At 35.3% G+C, this 20,051-nt stretch carries 16 protein-coding genes; all 16 read left to right on the top strand.

Annotation, left to right across the window (positions count from 1 at the left end; translation table 11 throughout):
- Positions 1–255 precede the first annotated feature (255 nt).
- The 16 genes from GM661_RS13245 (at position 256) to GM661_RS13175 (ending at position 19,965) form a co-directional block, all read left to right on the top strand.
- Entirely contained in the window at positions 256–891 is a 636-nt protein-coding gene (locus GM661_RS13245; protein ID WP_230867263.1) for a MotA/TolQ/ExbB proton channel family protein, read from the top strand.
- A complete protein-coding gene (locus GM661_RS13240) occupies positions 881–1,306 on the top strand; it encodes an ExbD/TolR family protein (RefSeq protein WP_230867262.1) in 426 nt (141 codons plus the stop codon). Before GM661_RS13245 ends, GM661_RS13240 begins: the two co-directional genes overlap by 11 nt.
- Positions 1,293–2,174, top strand: coding sequence for an energy transducer TonB (locus GM661_RS13235; RefSeq protein WP_230867261.1), 882 nt, complete (start codon positions 1,293–1,295; stop codon positions 2,172–2,174). The genes GM661_RS13240 and GM661_RS13235 overlap by 14 nt, the downstream gene beginning before the upstream one ends.
- Before the next feature lie 75 nt (positions 2,175–2,249).
- Complete coding sequence (locus tag GM661_RS18970; RefSeq protein WP_269059890.1) at positions 2,250–2,381, top strand: hypothetical protein; 132 nt, start codon at positions 2,250–2,252, stop codon at positions 2,379–2,381.
- Between the two features lie 351 nt (positions 2,382–2,732).
- Positions 2,733–3,368 carry a ZinT/AdcA family metal-binding protein gene (locus GM661_RS13230; RefSeq protein ID WP_230867260.1) on the top strand — a complete coding sequence of 212 codons (636 nt, stop codon included), beginning with the start codon at positions 2,733–2,735 and terminating at the stop codon, positions 3,366–3,368.
- Positions 3,369–3,468: 100 nt separating this feature from the next.
- A complete protein-coding gene (locus GM661_RS13225) occupies positions 3,469–4,470 on the top strand; it encodes a helix-turn-helix transcriptional regulator (protein WP_230867259.1) in 1,002 nt (333 codons plus the stop codon).
- A gap of 483 nt (positions 4,471–4,953) precedes the next feature.
- The gene (locus GM661_RS13220) at positions 4,954–5,430 is read left to right on the top strand and encodes a MarR family winged helix-turn-helix transcriptional regulator (protein WP_230867258.1); all 477 of its coding nucleotides are present in this window, start codon (positions 4,954–4,956) and stop codon (positions 5,428–5,430) included.
- 231 nt (positions 5,431–5,661) lie between these two features.
- Positions 5,662–7,029: an MATE family efflux transporter gene (locus GM661_RS13215; RefSeq protein WP_230867257.1), complete on the top strand. Its 1,368-nt coding sequence runs from the start codon at positions 5,662–5,664 to the stop codon at positions 7,027–7,029.
- A gap of 97 nt (positions 7,030–7,126) precedes the next feature.
- Positions 7,127–7,744, top strand: coding sequence for a TetR/AcrR family transcriptional regulator (locus tag GM661_RS13210; RefSeq protein WP_230867256.1), 618 nt, complete (start codon positions 7,127–7,129; stop codon positions 7,742–7,744).
- 241 nt (positions 7,745–7,985) lie between these two features.
- Positions 7,986–9,794 carry an ABC transporter ATP-binding protein gene (locus GM661_RS13205; protein WP_230867255.1) on the top strand — a complete coding sequence of 603 codons (1,809 nt, stop codon included), beginning with the start codon at positions 7,986–7,988 and terminating at the stop codon, positions 9,792–9,794.
- Complete coding sequence (locus GM661_RS13200) at positions 9,787–11,520, top strand: ABC transporter ATP-binding protein (protein WP_230867254.1); 1,734 nt, start codon at positions 9,787–9,789, stop codon at positions 11,518–11,520. The genes GM661_RS13205 and GM661_RS13200 overlap by 8 nt, the downstream gene beginning before the upstream one ends.
- A 428-nt stretch (positions 11,521–11,948) precedes the next feature.
- On the top strand, positions 11,949–13,706 hold the full coding sequence (locus tag GM661_RS13195; protein WP_230867253.1) for an ABC transporter ATP-binding protein: 1,758 nt from the start codon (positions 11,949–11,951) through the stop codon (positions 13,704–13,706).
- Positions 13,699–15,453 (top strand): ABC transporter ATP-binding protein, encoded by a 1,755-nt coding sequence (locus GM661_RS13190; RefSeq protein ID WP_230867252.1) that lies wholly within the window; start codon positions 13,699–13,701, stop codon positions 15,451–15,453. The genes GM661_RS13195 and GM661_RS13190 overlap by 8 nt, the downstream gene beginning before the upstream one ends.
- Positions 15,454–15,721: 268 nt before the next feature.
- Entirely contained in the window at positions 15,722–16,315 is a 594-nt protein-coding gene (locus GM661_RS13185) for a TetR/AcrR family transcriptional regulator (protein ID WP_230867251.1), read from the top strand.
- Positions 16,316–16,430: 115 nt separating this feature from the next.
- Entirely contained in the window at positions 16,431–18,224 is a 1,794-nt protein-coding gene (locus GM661_RS13180) for an ABC transporter ATP-binding protein (protein ID WP_230867250.1), read from the top strand.
- Positions 18,217–19,965, top strand: a complete 1,749-nt coding sequence (locus tag GM661_RS13175) for an ABC transporter ATP-binding protein (protein ID WP_230867249.1) — start codon at positions 18,217–18,219, stop codon at positions 19,963–19,965. Before GM661_RS13180 ends, GM661_RS13175 begins: the two co-directional genes overlap by 8 nt.
- Positions 19,966–20,051: the final 86 nt, after the last annotated feature.

Genomic DNA, 20,051 nt, shown 5'->3' with positions numbered 1-20,051 from the left:
TTTAATCCTACAAAGATTATTTAGTCCTTATGCTTTTAGTGATTTATTGATTTGACTTATTATTTTCTGTATATTATAAGGTAATAGAATAAAGGAATATTCTATGAAACTGAGATAATATTTTTTTAATTCAAAGTTAGGAATACCTAAATAATTTGGAGTTTTATTTAGTACTGGCAGAGTACTATTATTATAAATTAATGGGGGGTAGAGAAAATTAATATTTATTTATTGTTTGAAAAAGGCGGGGTTTTAATGTACCCATTATTAATATGTTCTAGTATTGTTTTGGCTATTGTATTAGAGAGATGGTATTATTTTAGAAAACTTAAAAATTATTCTAATGAAATGTTAGAGCAGGTTGGTATTTTAGTTCAGCAGGAGAAGTTTTCGGAAGCAATACGAATTAGTCAAGCTAAAAATTGCCCGGTCTCTCAGGTTATTAGTGCTGGAATTGAGCAGCATGAAAAATCACAGGAAGAGCGCGATAAAATACTATTTCGAATTGGTTCAAGAGAATTACGAAAGATGTCAAGGAATATTAGTGGTTTAGGCATTGTGGCACATGTTTCTCCTCTGATTGGTCTCCTGGGAACTGTTGCTGGTATGATTGAGGCCTTTAAAAAGATTCAGGAATTAGGAGGAAGTGTAGACCCGGTAGTATTAGCGGGAGGTATTTGGGCGGCATTAATTACTACTGCTACTGGTCTAACAGTAGCTATTCCTGCCATGATTTTTTACCATTATTTTGAGGGTAAAATTGATCGCTATTATGCCCAGATGAAAGAGTCAGTTCAACTTTTATCAGAATGGTTAGGGGAAACCCATGTAGATTTTGATGAAAGTAATGAAACTATAAATACTAAGGAGGATATTGAATATGGAATTTGACAGGCCAAAGGGTGTAGAGATGCATCTTGATATCGCTCCTTTAATAGACATTGTGTTTATGCTTCTTCTATTTTTTATGCTAACCTCTAGTTTTGTAACTGATAATGGTATTGAACTAAATTTGCCACAGGCAGAGACTGGAAAGATTCAGGAAGAAAGTGAACCGGTGGTTATATATATTGATCAAGATCAACGAATTTTTTTAGATAATGAAACATTTGAACTTGAGCAGTTAGAGAAATCGCTTGCAGAAAAATTGAAAAATAGTCAGCTAAAAAAAGTTGTACTCAAATCTGATGAAGCTGTGCCAATGGGATTTGTGGTAAAGGTAATGGATATTGCACGGCAGGCGAAAGGAGAAAATTTAATTATTTCAACTAAGAAAGTAGAAGGTGTGATGCATGGGGAGGAATGATAATCTTATTCAATTAGCATTGTTATTTGCTTTGGGTATTCATTGTTTATTTTTACTTGTGGCCTGGAACTTATATGAGATTCCTCCTGATTTTATTGAAACACCACTTGAAATCTCTATTGAGTTCGAAGAACCTGAGCCTATGCCAGAAGAAGCAGAGGAAGTGATTGAAGAACCAGAACCTATGCCAGAAGAAGTAGAGGAAGTGATTGAAGAACCCGAGCCTATACTAGAAGAAGTAGAGGAAGTGATTGAAGAGCCAGAACCTATGCCAGAAGAAGTAGAGGAAGTGATTGAAGAACCCGAGCCTATACTAGAAGAAGTAGAGGAAGTGATTGAAGAGCCAGAACCTATGCCAGAAGAATCAGAGGAAGTGATTGAAGAACCCGAGCCTATGCCAGAAGAAGTAGAAGAAGTGATTGAAGAATCGAAGCCTATAGTAGAGGGACAAGAAGAAAAAGTAGTTAAAAAATCTAAGGCTAATGTAGAAAATAACGAGTCCTCATCTAAAGACATAAAATCTACTGTTGAAGATGAAACAGCTTCATCTGAAAGTCAAAATGAAATTCAAAGACTACAAGTTCCTGAAAGTTATTTTCAGATTGTAATAAAAAAAATTATTTCTGCTCAAAGTTATCCTCGTTTTGCCCAAAAGCGGGGAATAGAGGGGGAAATTCGATTAGAATTTATAATTTGGGGTAATGGAAAATTGAAGGATGTAAAAGTAATTGATTCGTCTGGATATTCAATTTTAGATAAAGCAGCAGTATCTACAATTAAACGGGCAGCATCTTTTCCGCCAGTACCAGACAAAGACGATGATGATTTAGTTACGATGCATATTACAATTGTGTTTGAGTTGGAATAGTAAGTGTTTAGTATATGAGTTTAAGGTTTAGAGAGATAATTATTTTTATTTAATAAAAAGAAGGAGGAATTGATAATGTTGAGAAATTATAATCGAGTTTTGGGATTGCTTATGATCTGTTTTATATTAATGGCTGTTAGTGTACCGATAAATGCAGAGGAGAGTTCTGAGGATGAGGTTGAATATGAATTAGGACTGTTAAAGTAACTACAGAAAAACAACAAGAAAAGGATGTTCAGGAAGTGCCTCTGAGTATTACGGCTTTTGATAAATTTGTCTTAGATTGCTAAAATGAGTATTAAGTTTAGCGAATTGACAGGCATAGAAATTCATTTATAAAATTCATTTATAAGAAATAAATATTTGACAATACAAAAAAAACATAGTAAAATAAAGTTGAATGAAATTGAAACTTATTCTCAAATAAATAGGAGGATTATTTTTTGTTTTGTATTTAGGGAAACCTAAAATATTAAAATAGGAGGTGTTATCGGAATAGTTAAGTTTATATCTTATGAAACAAAAGATTATTAACCAAAAAACTAGAGGTGATAAATAGTGAAAAGCAAAAAAATATTATTTTCTATGATGGTAATGGTGTTTTTGGTATTGCTTGTTCCTGCTTTTATTTCGGCTGATGATAATGTTGTATCTGATTTGTTACCATGGAAAGGTAATAATGAAACATATATTAATCTGTTTAATACAGAGAGTGGAGATAGTTTTTTTGAAGAGGTAGCCAATTATGCCGATGGTTATGATGCTGAGATGGTATATAATTATTTTGCAAAAATGTATGAAACATCTTTTTCGACAATGAAGATAGTTGATGCTGAAACAGTTATTTTTGATGATGAAATCGAGGCTAAATACCAGTATATTGGTAATTTTAATACTGTCTGGGGTGAATATAGTATTAGCTGGTATATTTTCAGGACTGAGAATAATGAGGCAATAAAGGCGGGGTATAAGCATTTAATTATGATGCCTTATCATGGTGACGGAGATGGCATGAAACACTGCCATATGCGTTACGGTAACCAAAATTTTGATTTTTTAACTACTGATCTGTCAGTAGTAGATTGGTGGCCGACATTATTTAAAACTTACCAGGTCGATAAAGAAGAAGTTGTTCAGGGAATGATGAAGCAGGTTAAAATGTATTCTTCGATGCTCCCTCCATTAGAAAAATAATTAATATATCCCCTTTCTCCCTTGAAGGAAGGGGATATATGTATAGTTAAGTTGTTAGCTGTAAGATTATTTAAGGGTAGAGATAATTAGGGGTGATAGCATGGAAGCATATAAATTTGAGGATACAGAAGATTATTTTAATAAATTAGATAAAAAGATTGGTTTATTAAAAAAAGTGAATGGTATTAATATTAACAGATACAAGATTAATGATAAGTTGGGAAAAGGTTTTTTCAAATACCTTGATTTTGGAAATGGCATTGAGCTGGCAATGACAGAATTCGAGTTACTTGAAGATATTGAATTTGAATATAAACTGATGAAAAAGGGATTTGAGTTAATTTATTGTATGGAGGGCAATATTTTTTGTGGAGATTATAATTTAAGAAGTGATGTTAGTATAAACCCTGGTGAGACTCATTTCTGGAGAAGTAATGTTAATAATGAAGGCTGGATGAAATATCCTAAAGATACCAATATTAGCATTGTTAATGTATATTTTAGTGAAACCTTTTTTGAAAAACTATCATACAGTGGGTCCCAAAAAGTCAAAAAAATGATTTGTGATAATAACTTGCTTCAGATTACCAAAAGACTTAATATGCCAGCAATAATTGTACCTTTTGAGCAAATTGCGAAAAGCAGCTGGGATCGTGGGTTGATAAGTGAAGTGTTATATCTGCAGAGTAAAGCGATAGAGATAATTTCCTTATTTGTGAATAATGAATTTTTTAAGAAGAAAAGTAATGATAATAGTATTATTATTAAAAAAGAAGATATAGCAAAACTAAGAGAAGTAAAATCTCTTATCTCTAAAAATTTGGTTGAACCATTATCAATTGATGAATTATCACAACGAGTGGGTTTGAATACCTTTAAATTGAAAAAGGGTTTTAAAGAGATATATAAAACAACAGTTTTTTCCTATCTGCGGTCACTGCGAATGGAGAAAGCCAGGGAATATCTACTTAAAGACAATGATAATATTTTAGAGATAGCTAATAATGTAGGTTATTCAAATTCCAGTCATTTTGCTGCTGCTTTTAGAAATAAGTATGGGGTGAATCCCAGTGTTTATAGAGAAAAAGTGAGAGACATATAATTTTAATTTAAAAATGGTCTTTATAAAAACCTTGTATCGGTCAGATGTAAGGTTTTTTGCTAATATAGCTAAAATTATCTGTTTAAAACTAAAACAGATAACGCTGTTAATAATTGAGTGAAAAAATATTCTTCAGGGTCGAAAGGAAATATAATTATGTTTTAAAATTAAACAGGGTAGGATGATATAGATATCAAATATTCTCTAAAATATCATAGTTAGAAGATGGAAATCTTGTACAAAAGGGAAATCATAATCAACTTCTAGAAGAAGAGGGGAAATATAAATATAAGGACTTCTTGGATAGACGAGTGAAGGCCAAAAGCTGGGAAATTAGTAAAGCTGTTGTTGTTGAAAATTAGTAATAAATGGTTTGCTACTTCCTTTGGAAAAATTTGAAAAGGTAGTAAGGGAATTTATACAAAAATTCATGGTTATAAATATTGGATTGACAAAAGTGTATAGCAGCTATATAATTGTTTTATGATGAATATGAAATTCAAAAGAAGAACAAAAATTAGCTGTACCCTACTGCGAGTGATGAGTGAGCTTTCAAAGTTTGACAAACAGACTCGCCGCTATGGGACTGATGAACATCTTTTTGATGCAGAGATTCATATGATAAAGTCTGTTAAGGAGAATGAAGGTATTCACGTGACAGGGCTTGCAGAATTGTTAGGGGTGACGAAAGGAGCTGTTTCCCAGATTATTATGAAGCTCCAGAAAAAGGGTATGATCATCAAGGACACGGACCCGCACAATCTGTCAAGGCTTATGCTCCGACTGACTTCAAAGGGTGAAACGGCCTATCTGTATCATGAAAAGTTTCATCAGGAGCTTGACGACCTTGTAAATGAAACTTTGGACGAGGCCACAGAGGATAACAAAGCATTTTTAAAAGGCTTTTTAGATTCTCTTGAAGAAAAATTGAGAGACTTTAATGGAGGGGGAAAAGCATAAAGATTCTGGTGATTGAGTACAAATAGAAGTAGATTGTAAAGGTATCTATCTGCTTAATCAATAAAGAAGTCATATTTTTTACAGAATGAGTATAGCAACTATACACATTCCGCCAGGGACTTGTGAGTTGTTTTACTGAAGTTTGATATAACGACAATAAGCTAAAATGACAGAGTAAATACTATAAGCAAAGTGTATAGCAACTATACTAAAATGAAAGGGTTTGATTTTATGAATGCACGTGATACAAGGATAAGAATTATGAGGGATGAGAAAATCTCTTTAGCACTGTTAAAGCTGGGAATGCCTATAATGGTCGGCATGATGGTTAATGCTCTGTACAATGTAGTGGATGCCTATTTTGTTGGGGGCCTTGGAACCAGTCAGATGGGGGCGGTATCGGTTGTGTTTCCCATTGTACAAATTGTCATCGGCTTGGGCATGACCTTTGGAAGTGGTGCGGCTTCCTACATATCCCGCCTTTTGGGGGAGAAAAATACTGAGAAAGCCAATAAGACTGCTTCCACAGCTTTGTTTTCCAGTCTGTTTGTTGGAGTAACCGCCATTATTGTTTCTCTGTGTTTCCTCGATAATATACTGCTTGCTCTTGGTGCCACTGAAACGATATTACCCTTTGCAAGAGCCTATGCGTTGATCTATATTTCAGGTTCTATTCTGAATATCTTCAATGTGACAATGAACAATATCGTTACCTCGGAGGGTGCCGCAAAGATGACCATGACTGCGATGCTGATCGGGGGAGGGCTCAATGTAATCTTGGATCCCATATTCATTTATCTGCTTGGTTTCGGGATACAGGGAGCGGCCATTGCAACAGTAGTAGCACAAGGTGTCACTACATTGCTTTATGTCTTGTATATTTTACGTGAAAAAGGATATCTGCGTTTTTCTGTCTATAGCTTTGCCCTTGACGGAACGATTTATGGTGAAATCTTCAAAGTAGGCATTCCCACCTTTATGTTCCAATTATTGTTCAGTACTGCCATGGGACTGACCAATACGATGGCAAGCGTCTATGGTGATTCGGCAGTGGCTGCAATGGGTGTCGTGACCCGCATCATGGCGCTTGGTACCTATGTTGTGTTTGGCTATATGAAGGGCTTCCAGCCGGTAGCGGGGTACAATTACGGAGCAAAGAGCTATGACCGGCTGAGGGAGGCTATAAAGCTATCACTGATATGGGTGACGATATTCTGTGGCATCACGGCACTTGTTATGATCGTGCTCCCTGAACAAATCGTATCACTGTTCAGCCAGAATGATGCCGTACTCATTGAGATCGGCGGTAAGGCATTGCGGGCAAATGGCATAGTCTTTATTTTCTTTGGCTTTCAAATGGTTTATATGTCATTATTTCTGGCCCTTGGCCGTGGTAAGGAGGGCGGCATTCTCAGTATAAGCAGACAGGGGTTGTTTTTCATTCCGGCAATTCTGATTATGCCCGGTTTGCTTGGAATTGGTGGTGTGATTTATGCACAGCCTGTTGCAGATGCTCTGACCGTTGTTTTGACAGCAATATTTGTTATAGGTTTCAATAGAAAACTTAAGGTGTTAAAGGGAAATTCAATACAATTCTAACAGAAAAAAAGACATACTGTACCACTTGACAAATTAAACTAGTTGGTATAAAATATAACAGTGTTATATAACACTGTTATATTTAGGTGGGGATATGGTGAGTACTGATGATTTAAACACATTGCAGAAAATTATGACAGAGGGTAAAAAGGTATTTCTGGAAAAAGGCTTTAAAGATGCATCTCTGCGTAATATTGTGAAGCGGGCGGGCGTGACTACAGGTGCATTTTACGGTTATTACCCGGACAAGGAAGCACTTTTTGAGGCATTAGTGTCGCCGGCCGCAGATGGACTGAGAGAACTGTTCTTGTCGACCCAGAAGAACTTTGACGAGCTGCCGGAGAATATTAAAAAGGCGAATGTATATGATTATACAACTGAAGAGTTAAAGAAGTTTATTACATATATTTATGATCATTTTGATGAGTTTAAATTGCTTATTACCTGTGCAGACGGAACTGCTTTTTCAGATTTTATTCATGATCTTGTAGAGATTGAGGTAGAATACACCTTAAAATTTATTGAATCTACAGGAAATGATGTACTGACTTCAGGAAGGGCTACGCCTGAGCTTCTGCATATTATTGCAAGTGCATTTTTTTCAGCAGTATTTGAGGTGGTAAAGCATGACATGACAAAGGAAGCGGCAGACAGCTACATAGACAGTCTAAAACAGTTTTTTACAGCAGGATGGAAGAGGTTTTTAAATCCATAAACGTACTCCCCAAAGGGTACTTCACATTTTGAAGACCGTATAATGAGGTTCCAAAAGAACCTCAAAAAAATTATAAAAAAGTTAGCTCAACCTAACAAAAGGAGGATGATAATCTCTTTTAGTGTAGACGGAAGAGATAAAAATGAAGTATTATTTTTTAAATGATTATGAAAATCAATATCAATACGCTTAAGATTAATCAAAGTCTTTTTAAACACTTAGACATAGGAGGTCAAACAGAATGCCAAAAAAGAAAAAAGAATTTGTTTTAAAAAGGTTCACGCCTTATATGGGCAAGAAGAAAGTACTTTTGCCTTTGTCATTAGTATTGTCAGGACTTTCAGCAGTCCTTAACATCTTGCCTTTTGTACTCGTATGGTACATAACACGTGATATATTATCGGTTCCACAATCCATTGATGTTTCAAATGTCAGTTTTTACGCGTGGCTAGCCTTGGCAAGTGCAATAGGGGGAATAGCAGTATATTTTTGTGCACTGATGAGTTCACATCTGGCGGCCTTTCGCGTAGAGGTCGGAATGCAAAAAGTTGGTATGAAAAAAATACTAGCGATGCCGCTGGGTTTTTTTGATCAGCATTCCAGCGGAAAGATACGAAAAATTGTCAACGACGGTGCGGGAACAACTCATACATTTTTAGCACACCAGCTCCCGGATATGGCGGGTAGCATCATCTCCCCCATTATTCTTATCGCTTTGATTTTAATCGTAGACTTGAGAATGGGCCTTGCTTCTCTTGTTCCGATTATTTTGGGCTTTATAACAATGAGGTTCATGAGAAATTCCGAAGGTAGAAAATTCCAAAAAATGTATTATGATTCTTTGGAGGAAATGAGCTCTGAATCCGTAGAATATATCCGCGGTATTCCGGTTGTAAAAACATTCGGTCAAACTATCTTTGCTTTTAAACGATTTTATGACAGTATAATCAAATATAAAGAGATGGTTCACGCCTATACTCTCCTTTGGCAAAAGCCGATGTCATTTTACACCATAATTATGCAATCAGCGGCCTTTTTTTTAATTCCAATGGCTATCTTTTTAATAGGAAGAGGTGAAAATCTCCCTCTTGTGCTTGCCGACTTTATCTTTTACATTCTTATATCTCCTATTTTTACTATGCTTTTGATGAAATCGATGTATTTTCAGCAAAATACTTTGATTGCCGAGCAAGCAATTGACAGACTGGATAAGCTTTTAGATTATCCAAGTATGAGCTATATCGAAAATACAAAAAATATTAATAAGCATAGCGTTGAGTTTAAGGATGTAGTGTTTTCATATGAAGGCAGCGACAAACCCACCATCGATAAAATCAGCTTTAAATTAAACGAAGGTGAAACCATCGCTCTTGTTGGGCCTTCCGGAGGAGGGAAAACAACGATTGCCCGACTGGCCGCTCGTTTTTGGGATGCAGATGAAGGCGAAGTCTTAGTCGGAGGAATAAATGTGAAGGACATTCCTAAAAAAGAACTGATGGATAACATTTCCTTTGTTTTTCAAAGTACAAAGCTATTTAAGGGTTCATTAAGAGAGAATATAGTCTTTGGAAAAGAACACTCTGGAGAAGAAGTTATCAATAAGGCAATTGATTTTTCGCAGTCAAGAGAAATTATTGAAAACCTGTCTGAGGGCCTCGATACGGTGATAGGTTCTAAAGGGACCTATCTTTCAGGGGGAGAACAGCAGAGAATTGCACTTGCCAGAGCATTTGTAAAGAATGCACCAATCGTTCTTTTAGATGAAGCCACTGCCTTTGCTGACCCGGAAAATGAGCATTTAATCCAAAAAGCCCTTAAAGAGCTTAGCCAAGGAAAAACGACTCTCATGATTGCACATCGTCTTACCAGCGTACAGAATGTCGACAGAATCCTGGTTATTGATAGCGGAAGGATTGCGGAGGAAGGAACGCACGAGGAACTGCTGAATAAAGGCGGCATCTACAAAATCATGTGGGATGAATACCAAAAATCTGTTGCCTGGAAAATAGTTGCTAAAGACACTGTAAGCAAGGAGGAAAAAAATGATTAAATATTTTCAAAAAAAATATGCGATGTCTGAAAAAGGAGCGAAAGACCTTATTTACTCGATAATTTGGACCATAGTGATGGACATTAGCTTTATGATTCCGGTTATCCTCGGCTTTAAATTTTTAGATGAATATATGAGTTTACTTCTAAACTCTTCACGCAACCAGGGAAGCAGCATTTTCTACTATGTTATTATGTCTGTAGCGTTTTTCCTCGTAATGTTGGTTATTGCGTATTTTCAATATAATTCGACCTACACCAAAATTTACGAAGAAAGCGCCAGGAGACGGATCAGTCTAGCTGAAACACTAAGAAAACTACCGTTGGCCTTTTTTGGCAAAAAGGATGTTGCCGATTTAAGCTCTACCATAATGGAAGATGCTACACAGATCGAGATGCTATTTTCTCATGCTGTTCCTCAAATTTATGCAGCAGTATTGAATGTTCTGATTATAGGAGTAATGTTGTTTTTTTACAACTGGAAGTTGTCTCTTGCTGTTTTTTGGGTAGTTCCGGTTGCAGTCTTAGTTTTTTTTCTGTCGAGAAAGTTTCAAAACAGAATGCATACGAACCTTTATAATATAAAAAGGGAGATCTCAGACAATATCCAAGAGGGACTTGACTTAGCTCATGAAATAAAATCCTATAACAAAGAAGAGGTCTTTTCGAATACTTTAAACTCCAAGTTAGACGATTACGAAAAGTTTATGATTAAAGGAGAACTTTTGTTAGGCGCATTTATCAACCTATCTTATGTGTTTTTAAAGCTTGGACTTCCAAGTGTTATATTGTATGGTGCTTATCTTTTAGCAACAGGTTCTGTAAATATTTTTACTTATCTTGTTTTTCTTGTAGTTACCGCACGTATTTATAACCCGATCATGGATGCAATGAACAACCTTGCACTGCTTTTGTTTCTCAACGTGCGAATAAACCGCATGAAAGAGATGGATGAAATGCCAAGACAAGAGGGGAAATCGGAGTTTTATCCTAAAAACTACGATATCGAATTCAAAAACGTCGACTTTTCATATCAGGATGGTGTGCAGATATTAAAGGATGTAAGCTTTATGGCAAAGCAGGGCGACGTGACCGCGCTGGTAGGACCTTCCGGCGGCGGGAAGAGTACGGTAGCAAAGCTGTCTGCGCGCTTCTGGGATATAGACAAAGGCGTCATCACCTTGGGCGAAGAAGATATTTCCCTGGTTGATCCTGAAACCCTGCTGAATAATTTTTCAATCGTTTTTCAGGACGTTACCCTGTTTAATTCCAGTGTGATGGAAAATATTCGTCTTGGCAAGAAAGACGCAACCGATGAAGAAGTAAGGAAAGCGGCACAGCTGGCCCAATGCGGTGAGTTTATTAATAAGCTTCCGCAGGGATACGATACCTTGATTGGAGAAAATGGAGAAAAATTATCAGGAGGCGAAAGGCAGCGGATCTCAATAGCCAGAGCAATACTAAAAGACGCTCCGATTATCCTGCTTGACGAGGCTACAGCATCCCTTGATGCGGAAAATGAGAGCAAAATCCAAAGCGCACTTAGCGTGCTTATCAAAAACAAAACCGTTTTAGTTATTGCTCACCGGATGAGAACCGTTTTAGGAGCTGATAAGATTGTTGTTATTAAAGAAGGTACTATCGTAGAAACAGGCACATCCTTGGAATTAAAAGAAAAACAAGGAATCTTTTCCTCAATGTTAAAGACGCAGTATCAAAATAATTAACACTTATTATCTAGATAGTTGAAAAGAACAATTTTTGATAATAAGTTGATTCAAATTAGTAAAAAACTTAATATGCCAGCAATTATTGTTCCTTTTTAATTGCGAAAAGCAGCTGGGATTGTGGGTTGATTATTGAAGTGTTATATCTGCAGAGTAAAGTGATAGAAATAATTTTGTTTTCAGGGAAAATAAGAGAGTCTAATGAAATTGAGTGAAAAAAATACTTTTAGGGGTCGAAAGGAACTATCAAGGTGGTTTAAAATACTTAAATAGAAAGGAAAGTTTTAATGCGGAGTGCTAATAAGATTATTGTGATGGACAGAGGTAGACTGGTAGAGGAAGGCAGACATGAGGAATTAATCAGGAAAAAGGGCTTGTAGCCTGGGTTGGAGTGTTTAGTTCAAAATCCTTAAAAAGAAGGTGAAAAAATGAAAGAAATAAAAAAGGTTTTTGCTTTTGCTAAAGAATATCATTATAAGTTATATACGGCGGTATTACTGGCAGTCTTAAGTGTTTTTATTGGTATAATTCCTTTTTATCTGGTGTATAGGATTATAATGAGGTATATGGGAGATTTGCCGCTTAATTTCAATTATCTCTTGTTAATATCAGGGTTAATTTTCTTGTCTTTACTGGCTAAATCATTCTTTTTTTTGAAGGCGATGGCTAATTCCCATGAGGTTGCTTTCGATACACTGATGGGTATGCGCAAGAAGCTGGCTGATAAATTACTTAGACTGCCCATGGGTGAAATAAAAAAGAGGGGCTCCGGTAAATTAAAGAATATTTTTGTTGATATGATTGAGGAAATGGAATTAATCTTAGCCCATATGATTCCAGAGGGTGTGTCCTATATTATAGTCCCACTGTCAATAGTAGTTTATTTATTTTTCCTTGATTGGCGGATGGCTTTTTTGTCTTTAGGAAATATTCCGGTTTCAATGTTTATATTCCATCTAATGATGAATAGTAATAAGGAAAAATTAGAATCCTGGTTTAAAGCTGGTGCTGAAATGAATGCTAATATTGTAGAATATATAGGCGGAATGGAAGTAATTAAGATTTTTAACCAGACAACTACATCTTTTAAAAAATATACAGAATCAGTAAGGGATTATGAGAAGTTTACCCTTGATTGGTATCGAGAATCATGGACATATATGGCGGGATTTTTTACTATCTTACCCTGTACCATGTTATTTGTGATACCATTTGGTGCCCTGTTTTACCTTCAGGGAAGCCTTTCTTTGAGTGTTTATATTTTATCTATGCTTTTATCCATGAGTTTAGGCGAACCACTTAGCAAATTAGCCAGGTTTATAGAATCAATTACAATGCTTACCAAAAAGAGTCAAGCAATCAATCAAATTTTAGATAGTCAGGAACTGGTGAAGAGTGAAGTTGAACAAATTCCGAGAAACAGCAATATTTCATTTAAGCAAGTAAGTTTTGCTTATGATGAAGAAGAAGTTTTAAGTGATATTAGTTTTACTGCTAAAGAGAACACAGTTACTGCCCTGGTTGGTGAATCTGGGTCTGGTAAATCAACTATTGCCAAATTGCTGGTTAGATTTTGGGATGTTAATACTGGTAAAATTAAGATTGGTAATATAGATATTAAGAATATACCCTTTGCCAAATTAATGGATTCAATTAGTTATGTATCACAGGATATTTTCCTTTTTGATACTTCCATTATGGAAAACATTCGGATGGGAAGACCTGAGGCTGTAGACGAAGAAGTTATTAAGGTGGCCAGGATTGCCCAATGTCATGATTTTATTATGGAATTAGATAAGGGATATGATACCCTGGCTGGTGATGCTGGTAATAAGATTTCCGGGGGGCAAAAACAGCGGATCTCAATTGCCAGGGCTTTATTAAAAGACGCTCCAATTATTATTCTTGATGAAGCCACTGCCTTTACTGACCCGGAAAATGAAGATAAAATCCAGGAGGCTTTAAATGATTTAATTAAAGGTAAAACCTTGATAGTGATTGCCCACCGTTTATCAACTATTACAGCTGCTAATAATATTATAGTAATGGGTAATGGTCAGATAGCAGCCCAGGGAACCCATCAAGAACTACTAGACAAATCAGAAATTTATCAAAAAATGTGGCAGGCCCATACAGATGCTATGGATTGGAATATCAATGTAAAAGGGGGCAGTTTAAATGCTTAGTATTATTAAAAGGGTATTAAAGCTGGCTGGTGAGTTTGCAGGCAAAATAAAACTGGCCATGTTTGTAAGTTTTTTTGAAGCTATTTTTAATAATGTCCCTATCTTTATAATCTTATATATATTAATTGGGATAATGAATGATGCTTTGGATGTAAATGATGTCTGGATAAGTGGTGGTATTATTATAACTGCTTTGCTTTTACAATGTGTATTAAAAAGGGTTATCTATGTTTTGCAGAGTGGTACTGGTTTTGAGATTTTCGCCCGGGAAAGAATAAAAATTGGTGATAGATTTAAGAGATTTCCCATGGGTTATTTTAGTGAAGGGAATAAGGGTTATATTTCGGCCGTGATTACCTCTGATATAAATTTTATTGAGATGTATGCTATGAATGCCATTGACAAAGTTGTTATCGCTTATGTCAATGCTATGGTGGCTTGTATTTTTTTGCTGATTATTGATTACAGAATAGCAGTAATATCAATTTTAGCTTTTTTAATTGGAGTCTTTTTGCTCAAGAAGATTTTAGCAGTGGGGAAAAAACATTCTGTTATTAGACAGGATAAACAATCAGAATTAGTTTCTGCTGTTTTGGAATATGTGCAGGGGATGTCAGTAATAAAGGCCTTCAATATGAGTGGAGACAAAGCAAAGGCGACTAAAAAGGCTTTTGAAGAGTTCAGAGATATTTCTATAGAGATGGAAAAGGGTTTTATGCCTTATATATTTCGTTTTGAGAGTATTTTTGCCCTGGGAATTGGCTTAACTATTTTGCTGGCTAGTAGTTTTACTGTTTACGGGAGTCTAAATATGTCCATAATGTTGATGATCTTTGTATTTATCTTCCGTATATACTTACCCTTTAATGCTTTGAGTTTACTGAGTGCCGAAATCAGGATTATGGAGGCCGGGCTTGATCGATATGATGCCCTGAAAAATATAGAGATTATAGATGAAAATGGCAGGGATATTAAGCTTGATAGCTTTGATATTGAATTTAAGGATGTTTCTTTTGCTTATGACGATAAGAAGGTATTACAGAATATTAGTTTTGCAATACCTGAAAAAAGTATGACAGCCCTGGTGGGGTCATCTGGTTCTGGTAAAACTACCATTGCCAATTTGATTGCCCGCTTCTGGGATGTACAGAAGGGTGAAGTCAGAGTTGGTGGGGTTAATGTCAAAGAAATGACTTGTGATAGTCTTTTATCTAACATCAGTATGGTTTTTCAGAATGTATATCTCTTTAATGATACGATTTTTAATAATATTAAATTTGGAAACCCGGAGGCTAGTCGTGAAGAAGTAATAGCAGTTGCTAAAAAAGCCAGATGCCATGAGTTTATTATGGAGTTGCCAGATGGGTATGACACTATGGTTGATGAAGGTGGCTCATCATTGTCTGGTGGTGAAAAACAGAGGATCTCAATTGCAAGGGCTATTTTGAAAGATGCCCCTATTATATTACTGGATGAAGCAACAGCAAGTGTTGACCCGGAGAATGAAAAATATATTCAACTGGCTATCAATGAACTGGTTAAAGATAAGACCCTGGTGGTGATTGCTCACAGGTTATCGACTATTCGTAGTGCAAACCAGATTTTAGTATTAGAAAATGGAAATCTTGTACAGAAGGGTAATCATAATCAGCTTGTAGAAGAAGAGGGAAAATATAAGGACTTCTGGGATAGACGAATGAAGGCAAAAAGTTGGGAGATTAGTAAAGCCACTTTAGCTAAAGATTAGAAATGAATACTATGGAGTATAGGACAGTGAGTAAGTATTATTAAGAATTTTGGTTTATTAGTAAGATGATTAGTTATAATAGTAGTTAGTAGAGAATAATATATTTGATAATTATGGGTAAATATTATAAAATCTAAGCGAGAATAAAAATTATTCTCACTTAGATTTCAAGGTATATTAGACGAATAAATTAAAAAAAGTTTCAAAAAATAGCTCGAATATTTTTTTAAAACTAACCGACGTCAGCGTCGATTAAATCAGAACAGAGGTGATAAAAATAGAAACTTATACAAGGAAAAGCAGAGAGGAGCGGTTAGAAGAGATAAAACAGGCAGCACAGAAAGTTTTTTTAAGAAAAGGATTTAAAGATACAAACATGGAGGATATTATTAATGAAACTACCTTATCTAAAGGCGGTTTTTACTATTATTTTAAAAATACAAAAGAGATTTACTTTGCTATTTTAGAGGAAAAATCAGATAATACTATTGCTTATCTGGGACAGATGTTTGCTGATAATCAGGATACAATAGGGGAAGTGGTAGACTATTTAGCAGAGAGTATCTTTGAAGACTTTGCTGAAAGAAGACTTTTTTTAATGGGATTGTATGAAAGTTATTATGATAATGATTTTATGGAAAAATTCGGTTTAATCCAGGAAAAATATGTTGATCTTACTGTGAATATTATTATTGAAAAACACCCTGACATGGGGAAAGAAAAGTTGAGAGAAAAGATAAATTTTCTGTATACCCTCTATCATAACTTTGTTATAAATTGTAATATGATGGCTGGCAAAAATATTTACAAGAGGAATAAGAAATATCTTAAAGATTTATTTATTGATATTTTAAGAGATTAATTTTTTTAGTTTAAATTTAGGAATCCCTAAAAAACAGAAAGCAAGAGGGGAGTTTATTTCGATAAATACATCCAAAATCTATGGAATGATATTAGAAATGAGAGGGGAGATATAAATGAAGGAGAAAAGCTGGGTAGGTATTTTATTTTCTTATACTAAAGGTAGTAAGATTAAGCTATCACTATCTATTTTACTGGCGATTATTAGTGTATTTGGTGGTTTGCTTCCTTATCTGGGGGTTTACCATATTATTATTATGTTTTTTGCAGGTACACAGACAGGTAGTAAAATTTTATACTGGGCAGGAATCTGTCTGGGAGGATATCTTATTAAGATCTTATTTTATGGTTTCTCTACTGTTTTGTCTCATAGGTCAGCCTATAAGATATTGGAAAATATCCGTCTTGCTATTGCAGATAAGTTAATGAAGGTACCTCTAGGTACAGTATTAAATGAGAGTATAGGTAAGATGAAAAATGTAATAGTAGATAGGGTAGAAACCATTGAACTACCATTAGCCCATTTAATTCCAGAGGGATTATCTAGTCTGCTTCTGGCAGTTTCTGTTTTGGTTTATTTGATTGTTGTTGACTGGCGGATGGCTATTGCAGGCATTATATCTATACCCCTTGCCGCCATTCCCTATGGAATTGTGATGAGAACATATAACAAAAAGTATGATGATTATATGAAAGCAAGTAATTATGTAAATGGTGTAATTGTAGAGTATATTGAGGGTATTGAAGTTATTAAGGCCTTTAATCATGCTTCTATTTCCTATGAAAAATTTCAAAAGGCAATAAACGATTTTAAGGATTATACCCTGGATTGGTTCCAGAGTACCTGGAAATTAATGAACCTGGGAAGTGCAATTTTACCGTCAACATTATTAGGTACATTACCGCTAGGAATGTATCTTTATATTAATGGTTTATTAACTCCAGCTGATTTGACAATATCAATTATTTTATCACTGGGAATAGTGGAAACATTGACAAAGTTTACGGTCTTTGTAAATGACCTCAAGTCAATTGAATATGCTCTAAGGGATGCTGATCAATTCCTTAATCTGAAAGAACTGCCGTCTGTCAGGCAGCAGGTAAAATTAAAGAATTATAATATAAAACTAGAAAATGTATCTTTTTCTTATCTGCAAGATGAAAATAATAAAGAAAATGTTTTGACAAATATTGATCTAGAAATTCCAGAGGGAAGTTTTACGGCTCTGGTTGGTCCATCAGGTGGCGGAAAATCTACTATTGCAAGATTGATGGCCAGGTTCTGGGATGTAGGTAAGGGTGCTATTAAAATTGGGGATACTGATATCAGAGATATCCCTCTAACCCAACTAACAGATACTGTCAGTTTTGTGACCCAGGATAACTTCCTCTTTAATTCTTCTTTATTGGAAAATATCCGTCTGGGAAATTCCAAGGCCTCTGATGAAGAGGTAAAAGAGGCAGCTAAAGCGGCCTGCTGTCATGAATTTATTGAAGAGCTGGATGGGGGATATAATACCCTGGCAGGGGAAGCTGGAAATAAACTTTCAGGAGGGGAGAAGCAGAGGATTGCTATTGCCAGGGCAATTCTTAAAAATGCACCTATTGTCATGCTTGATGAGGCTACAGCTTTTACCGACCCTGAAAATGAAGATAAGATTCAAAAGTCAATTGCTGCCCTTACCAAAGGAAAGACATTATTAGTTATTGCCCATAGATTATCTACAATTAGAAATGCTGATAACATTGTTGTTTTAAACAATGGTAGGATTGAGGATACTGGCAGTCATGAAAAACTCTTAAAGGATTGTAAGCTGTATAGGGATATGTGGCAGGCCCATATTGGCAGTAAGGCCTGGGCTGCTAATAGTGATCAGAATATTGAAGGTGAGGTGGTATCCAATGTTTAAAACAATTAAGAGAATTATTAAATGGACTGGTGAAGATAAAAAACGGCTTTATCTAGGTTTTGTTTACTCTTTCTTTTTAAGTATTTTAACTGCTTTACCGGTAATGGGAGCAGCCTATGTTTTAAATCTTATTATTCTTGATATGAATGGAAGTCAGCAGTTGAGTATGGACTGGGTCTTATATATCTTAGCTTTTCTTATTTTATTAGTTTTGGGAAGGGCATTGTTTTCGTATTTAAGGGCGAAGTCCCAGGAAAGTATAGGTTATGAGATTACTGCTAAGGAAAGAATTGAAATAGGTAATATTCTCAAGAAAGTATCCCTGGGGTTCTTTGACTCAAATAATGCAGGGAAAATAGCTTCTGCTGTTACAACTGATTTTTCATATGTTGAAATGTACGGTATGAAGATGATAGATAATGTAGTTAATGGATATATATGTACCCTTACCATGATATTATGTCTGGCTTTTTATAATTATATTATAGCCTTAATTTGTCTTGCTGGGGTGGGATTATCAGCTGTGTTTTTAAGGCTTCTTAGTAATCGTAGTAATCGAAATGCACCGGTTCATCAGGAAGCACAGGATTCTATGATTGCAGCAACTATAGAATATATTAGAGGGATTCCTATAGTGAAGGCATTTAAACAGGTGGGGGTTTCCAGAGAAGGGATTGAAAAGGCCTATAGAAAAAGTAGAGATATAAATGTCAAGATTGAAATGGATTATGTTCCTGCGAATTGTTTGCATTTATTTTCCCTTAAGCTGGCTTCTGTGGCAGTTGTACTTGCAGCGGCTACGATGGCTGCTAAGGGAGAAATGGCCATACCAAATATGTTAATGATGTTAATCTTTTCCTTTATAATATTTGGGCATGTAGAGTCGATTAATAATGCTGCCCATGTACTGGAGATTATTGATGCTACAATGGACAAATTAGAAAAGATTAAAGAGGCCGAATTTATTGATAAGAATGGAAAGGAATTAACTCTATCTTCTTATGATATTGAATTTAAGAATGTATCTTTTGCTTATGAACAAAAGGATGTTATTAAAAGTCTTAGTTTTAAAATTCCAGAAAAAACAACTACAGCTATTGTCGGACCTTCAGGGAGTGGCAAAACTACTATTTGTAGTTTGTTAGCAAGATTTTATGATGTCAGCAAGGGGAGTATATCAATTGGTGGTAGGGATATAAGAGAGATGAGTTGTAATAGTCTTTTGCGAAATATTAGTATGGTATTTCAGAATGTATATCTCTTCCATGATACTGTTTATAACAATATAAAGTTTGGTAATCCAGAGGCAGGTAAGGAAGAGGTTATTGAGGCAGCTAAAAAGGCATGTTGTCATGAATTTATAATGAAACTTCCAGAGAGGTATCAAACAGTTATTGGAGATACCGGTTCTACTCTGTCAGGGGGAGAGAAACAGCGAATATCTATAGCTAGGGCAATACTGAAGGATGCATCTATTGTCATACTGGATGAGGCAACCGCCAGTGTTGACCCTGAAAATGAACATAAAATCCAGGGCGCTATTACTTCTTTGGTAAAAGGGAAGACTATGATTACTATTGCTCACAGACTGGCAACCATTGAAAATGCAGATCAGATTCTTGTTGTAGATGATGGAGAAATTGTACAACAGGGAAGCCATAAAGAGTTGATTAGAGAAGGAAAGATTTATAAAAAATTTATGTCTATACGTGAAAAGGCAGAGGGATGGACTCTGGCATAATTGAAATTGAGTGAAAAAAATACTTTTAAGGTTCGGAAAAAATATAAAGATAGCTTAAAATATTATATAGAAATAGTTAATAACTG

Origin of the sequence: Iocasia fonsfrigidae, from assembly GCF_017751145.1 — a bacterium.
Lineage (GTDB): Bacteria > Bacillota > Halanaerobiia > Halanaerobiales > DTU029 > Iocasia > Iocasia fonsfrigidae.
The sequence above is the reverse complement of the archived record's forward strand: the minus strand, read 5'-3'. Positions and strand labels throughout refer to the sequence as shown.

Excerpts from the sequence above, each read along its gene's own strand:
- GM661_RS13235 (WP_230867261.1), top strand. The coding sequence starts at position 1,293 with ATGGGGAGGAATGATAATCTTATTCAATTAGCATTGTTATTTGCTTTG.
- GM661_RS13180 (WP_230867250.1), top strand. The coding sequence starts at position 16,431 with ATGAAGGAGAAAAGCTGGGTAGGTATTTTATTTTCTTATACTAAAGGT.
- GM661_RS13220 (WP_230867258.1), top strand. The coding sequence starts at position 4,954 with ATGATGAATATGAAATTCAAAAGAAGAACAAAAATTAGCTGTACCCTA.
- GM661_RS13240 (WP_230867262.1), top strand. The coding sequence starts at position 881 with ATGGAATTTGACAGGCCAAAGGGTGTAGAGATGCATCTTGATATCGCT.
- GM661_RS13225 (WP_230867259.1), top strand. The coding sequence starts at position 3,469 with ATGGAAGCATATAAATTTGAGGATACAGAAGATTATTTTAATAAATTA.
- GM661_RS13195 (WP_230867253.1), top strand. The coding sequence starts at position 11,949 with ATGAAAGAAATAAAAAAGGTTTTTGCTTTTGCTAAAGAATATCATTAT.
- GM661_RS13190 (WP_230867252.1), top strand. The coding sequence starts at position 13,699 with ATGCTTAGTATTATTAAAAGGGTATTAAAGCTGGCTGGTGAGTTTGCA.
- GM661_RS13200 (WP_230867254.1), top strand. The coding sequence starts at position 9,787 with ATGATTAAATATTTTCAAAAAAAATATGCGATGTCTGAAAAAGGAGCG.
- GM661_RS13205 (WP_230867255.1), top strand. The coding sequence starts at position 7,986 with ATGCCAAAAAAGAAAAAAGAATTTGTTTTAAAAAGGTTCACGCCTTAT.
- GM661_RS13245 (WP_230867263.1), top strand. The coding sequence starts at position 256 with ATGTACCCATTATTAATATGTTCTAGTATTGTTTTGGCTATTGTATTA.
- GM661_RS13215 (WP_230867257.1), top strand. The coding sequence starts at position 5,662 with ATGAATGCACGTGATACAAGGATAAGAATTATGAGGGATGAGAAAATC.
- GM661_RS13175 (WP_230867249.1), top strand. The coding sequence starts at position 18,217 with ATGTTTAAAACAATTAAGAGAATTATTAAATGGACTGGTGAAGATAAA.
- GM661_RS18970 (WP_269059890.1), top strand. The coding sequence starts at position 2,250 with ATGTTGAGAAATTATAATCGAGTTTTGGGATTGCTTATGATCTGTTTT.